Source organism: Mesorhizobium sp., assembly GCF_024509055.1.
GTDB lineage: Bacteria > Pseudomonadota > Alphaproteobacteria > Rhizobiales > Rhizobiaceae > Mesorhizobium.
This window is the reverse complement of sequence record NZ_JANINM010000113.1, coordinates 1-4,547: the sequence shown is the minus strand read 5'-3', so window position 1 is coordinate 4,547 and position 4,547 is coordinate 1. Positions and strand designations below refer to the sequence as shown.

Annotated in this window: 3 protein-coding genes and 1 pseudogene; all 4 read right to left on the bottom strand. The window is 62.2% G+C overall.

Annotated elements, in window-relative coordinates:
- Positions 1 to 903: biotin/lipoyl-binding protein (locus Q0L57_RS06335; protein WP_296739666.1), on the bottom strand; the 903-nt coding region annotated here is incomplete at its 3' end.
- A gap of 11 nt (positions 904 to 914) precedes the next feature.
- Complete coding sequence (locus Q0L57_RS06330) at positions 915 to 2,666, bottom strand: type I secretion system permease/ATPase (protein WP_296739665.1); 1,752 nt, start codon at positions 2,664 to 2,666, stop codon at positions 915 to 917.
- Between the two features lie 372 nt (positions 2,667 to 3,038).
- A complete protein-coding gene (locus tag Q0L57_RS06325; RefSeq protein ID WP_296739662.1) occupies positions 3,039 to 4,301 on the bottom strand; it encodes a polysaccharide biosynthesis/export family protein in 1,263 nt (420 codons plus the stop codon).
- A pseudogene (locus tag Q0L57_RS06320) lies at positions 4,288 to 4,547 on the bottom strand (hypothetical protein); the annotation flags it as partial. The pseudogene Q0L57_RS06320 and the gene Q0L57_RS06325, both read right to left, overlap by 14 nt.

Genomic DNA, 4,547 nt, shown 5'->3' with positions numbered 1-4,547 from the left:
AAGTTCGTCCTGCGCCACGACTCTGCGCTCGTTGAGTTCGGTCAGCTTGGCTTCCGTATCGCGAAGTTCGCTCGTCACGTCGCTGCGTTTTTGCTCGTCCAGTTGCAGGATCTGCAGCTCGGTCTCGCTGACCCGGGCTTCGGCCTCGGCAATCGCCGCGGTTAGGCGCCCAGCCTCTCCATGGGCTCGCGTCGCCTCCAGCCTGGCATTGCTCAATCGTTCCTTGGCCACCAGCTTCTTCGAGTAGAGCGCTTCGACATCGGCCCGATCCCGATCAAGCAGTACCACCGAATCGTCCGTCGCGGCCTTCTGCGCCTGCAGCCCCTCGATCTGATTTTGCAGCTGCTTCGAGCGGCTTTGCAGCTGCGCCTTCTGCCCTCTCAAGGCGGCGGCACGGCTTTCGAACAGGGCTTGCTCGCCTTTGATCAGCCCGGCCAGGTCCGGATCGCCCATTTCAGCCTGAAGAGCAGCCGGAAGCTTCATATCCGCCAACCCCTGGCGCTCGGCTTCCAGTCGAGCGAGACGAACGGTCGCCCGATCGAGATCTCCATTGATTATCTGCAGGTTTGCCCGCGTGAGCGTATCGTCCAGCCTGACCAGCACATCACCGGCCCGCACATGATCGCCGTCCTGCGCGAAGATTCCGCCAATGGTGCCGCCAGTCTGATGCTGGACCTTCTTGATGTTGCTCTCGACGACCACGGTGGCCGGCGCGATCACCGCGCCGGCGATCTTCGCAAGCCCGAGCCAGAGACCTGCCCCAACGAACAGCAGTACCGTTACCGCAAAACCCAATAGCAGATTGGCGCGGATGCCGTCAGAAACCTCGAGTGGTCTCGTTGCCTCCGCCCGTTCGCTCGCGCCGGCCGTCAGGCTATTCGGCCAAGCTGCCGCCTCAGCCATGATGCGTAGCCTCACGCATGTCCGCTCACGCCCTTTGGCGATGGGACGACCGAACTGGGACGCTCTCCAACCGGGACGGACCGGATCACGTTCGCCAACACGTCCTCGCGCGGACCGAAGGCGTGCACCATGCCGTTAGACATCACCAGGACCTGATCGATGTTGGCGAGGGCCGAGGGGCGATGCGCAACAACGATAACGATGCCCCCGCGCTGGCGCACCGACAGGATCGCCGCAGCCAAAGCGGCATCGCCGTCCACGTCCAGGTTTGAATTCGGCTCGTCCAGCACGACGAGAAACGGGTTGCCATAAAGTGCCCTGGCTAGCCCCACAAGCTGCCTCTGCCCGGCGGACAGAGCCGCGCCTCCGTCTCCCACGCGTGTTTGAAAGCCTTCCGACAGACGCATGATCATCTTGTCGGCTCCAGCGGCCCTGGCAGCGGCCAGTACACCCTTGGCGTCTCCGTTGCCGCCGAACCGCGAGATGTTGTCGGCAACCGTTCCATCGAACAGCTCGATGTCCTGTGGCAGATAGCCGATGTGGGCGCCGAGCTGCTCCGGGTTCCATTGGTCGAGCGAGGCTCCATCCAATCTCACTGTGCCACGAAGCGGACTCCAGACCCCGACCAAGGCTCGCGCGAGCGTGGTTTTCCCTGAGCCGCTTGGGCCGATGATGGCCATTCCCGCGCCCCTCGTCAGATGGAAGCCGACGTTCATCACGGTCGGCTTCTGTCGACCCGGCGGTGCTAGGGTCAGTTCCTCGACCGCGAGCATGGCCTGGGGGGGTGGCAGTTCCATCGGCTCGACATTGCTACCGAAGGCAGTCAGGGCAGCAGCAAGTTGAGCATAGCTCTGCCGGAAGGCAACGAACCCTCTCCAGTTCGCGATCGCCGCGTCGACCGGCGCCAGCGACCGGCCCAGGAGTATGGAGGATGCGATGATGACTCCTGGCGAGGCCTCGCCGCCGATCACGAGGTAGGCGCCGAGCCCGAGGACGGAAGACTGCAATGCCATCCTCAGCGCCCTCGACAGCGAGCTTGTGGCGCCGACAATGTCGGAGAGCCGCTCCTGATGGGTGAGATGGGCGTGACTGGTTTCGTTCCACAGCCAGCCGAGGCGCCTTGAAATGCCCATGGCTCGCACGACCTCCGCGTTGCGGCGGCCTGACTCGGCAAGGTTACGTTGTGCAAGAAGCGTTTCAGAGGCGCGAGCCGCCGGCCGGCGACCGAGGAACTCGGCGACCACCGTCACCAGCACGACCACAAGCGCACCAACCGTTGCCAAAAGCCCCAGTGAGGGATGCAGCAGATAAATGACGATCAGATAGAACGGCATCCAGGGAGCGTCGAAGACGACGGTCGGCCCCAGCCCGGAAAGAAAGCCGCGCAATTGATCGAGATCACGAAGCGGCTGCACGCGGCTCGCGTCCTGACCTTTGATCAGCGGCAGGGAAAGCGAGAGCGCAAAGACCTTGGACTGCAGGCTGCGGTGAAGGCGGCTGCCTGTTCGAACCAGCAGTCGAAGCCGCACGAAATCGAGCAGTCCGTAAACCGCGTAGAGGCCGAGCATGCCGATCGTGAATCCGACAAGTGTCGGAACGCTCTGCGACGGCAGAACACGGTCGTAGACCTGAAGCATATAGATGGAGCCGGTCAGCGAGAGGATGTTTATGACCGCCGAGAACAGGCCGACGCCGATTAGCCCCGGTACACAGCGCAACATCGCGTTATGCAGATCGAACGAGCGCCTCTCCGTTGGCTTCATGATCTGCCGTCTTTCAGGCCAAAGCGCTGAGCGATCTCATTGGCTCTGCCGATGATGATGGACAACCTGGACCTTCCCGGGGGCAGCTTTGCTCCCCCATCCTTGTCGAACATTCATCCCCGCTAATATTGGTCCCTCCTTGCAAAATGTAGCAAAATCGTGACGCCACTCTCGATTGGCCCCATACCGGGCCCATCAAGTTGGGGATAGAGTGTCGCACAACAGAGTTTTGCGAGGGCTGGGGGATAGGAGCCCGAAGAGTGCTCCGGGTAGGGATAGGATGACGAACCGGGATGGGTCGCGGCGTCGCCGGCTAGCGCCTCACACGGGCCGCGTCCCTTGAAATCTTTCCGTTGGCTGAACCGCGCCGCGTCATTGGATGGCGCTGCTTTCGAGTTCGCTTGCGAACTTGACCTCTATAGTGTCGCCGGGCACCACGGCCGCGTCTTCATCGACAGGCAGCTTTCGCCATTCAGCACCGACTTTGCGAATGACGGTCACCTGGGCCTGGATCGTTTCACCGGCTATCGGCAGGGGTTGCGCGGATGCCCCGTTCGGCTGCAATTTCTGGCTGGCGGCGTGAAGTTTCGAGGTGAGCTCCGCCAGCGACGCTTCGGTTTCCTTAAGGTCGGTCAAAAGACCGATGCTTCTTTGATTGTCATCGTGTTCGCGCTGCCTGGCGTAATCCTCCTGCTGGTGGCGTGTCCGCAGCAACTCGACTGACGTTTGAAGTGCCCCGCTGGACGACAGCAGCAGCGCACGCCGGACATCCGCCAATCTGTTGTTGGTCAAATTGCCTGCCTCGTAGAGCTTGGTGACCCGCGCCAGATCCTCTTCGTCAGCCTTGACCCCGTCGGCCTCCACTTGCTGGCGCTTGGTAAGCACCTCGACCTCCGTGGCGGCGTCCTTTTCGGCCTTGTCAAGGAACCGCTGCTCTTGCTGGTAATCGCCGAGCGCAATCTTGAGCGCCTCTCCCTCGGTCTTGGCGATAGCCGCGCCGATGCTCTCCGGCAAGGGCGAGCCTTGCGGCATCTGCGGATCGAAGCTGTCCTTGTTCATCAATTCGGCCCGGATGCGGGCACCGTGAAAGTAGGCCTTGGTGTATTCCCCCCACAGGGATTCATAGTCGCGCCGCAGATCCACCGGATCAGGGCCGGACTGACTGGTCCTGGAACGCAGGAGGCTGTACCCGCCGGCGACCGCAATTGCCTGTCGCACGGTCATCATCGGACGGTAGGCCTGCTGTCCAGGAGTAAGCACGTCGCCAGTCACATAGACAGGGCGATAGTCGGCAATGATGGCGGTCACATCATCGGGCTTGATGATGATGGTCTGCTCCCCGCCATCAGACAGGCGTATGTGAAAGATCTTGGTAGGCAAGATCGTCGCCATGCGGATCTGTAATTCGGTCGAGGTCAGGCCGGCGACGGAAATCATCCCGACTTCCGGAAGCGCGATCGTGCCGTCCATCTGGACCACTGCTCGGCGCGGCCAATCGGGAACCGAGGCAACCCCAACCTCGACCGTGTCGCCGGGAGAAAGCTGATAAGGGCCCACCACATCCGCGGCTACGGCCAACTGCGCTGTGCAGAACGCCGCGATCGACGCGAGCACAATTCGGCTAATGAGCACCATTTGCGGCTACCTCCGTATGGTTCGAAGACGTCTCTCGAGGCCAGTCGAGGTGTGCGACGAAATCGTAGACCGGACCGCCAGGCACCCCCCAATTGCTCGACCAGACCACCTGAGAACCATCTGGCGATGGTGAGGCATGTGTTTCGCTCCAGTAGTCGAACGGTATGTTCCTGGTCTGGACGATGGGCCGAACTTCCCCGCTTCCGTCTATGCGCAGCGCGACAACCGCGCGCGCGTAGGGCGCCC

Bases quoted from the DNA above. Each gene is read 5' to 3' on its own strand.
- Q0L57_RS06330 (WP_296739665.1), bottom strand. From the start codon at position 2,666: ATGAAGCCAACGGAGAGGCGCTCGTTCGATCTGCATAACGCGATGTTG.
- Q0L57_RS06325 (WP_296739662.1), bottom strand. From the start codon at position 4,301: ATGGTGCTCATTAGCCGAATTGTGCTCGCGTCGATCGCGGCGTTCTGC.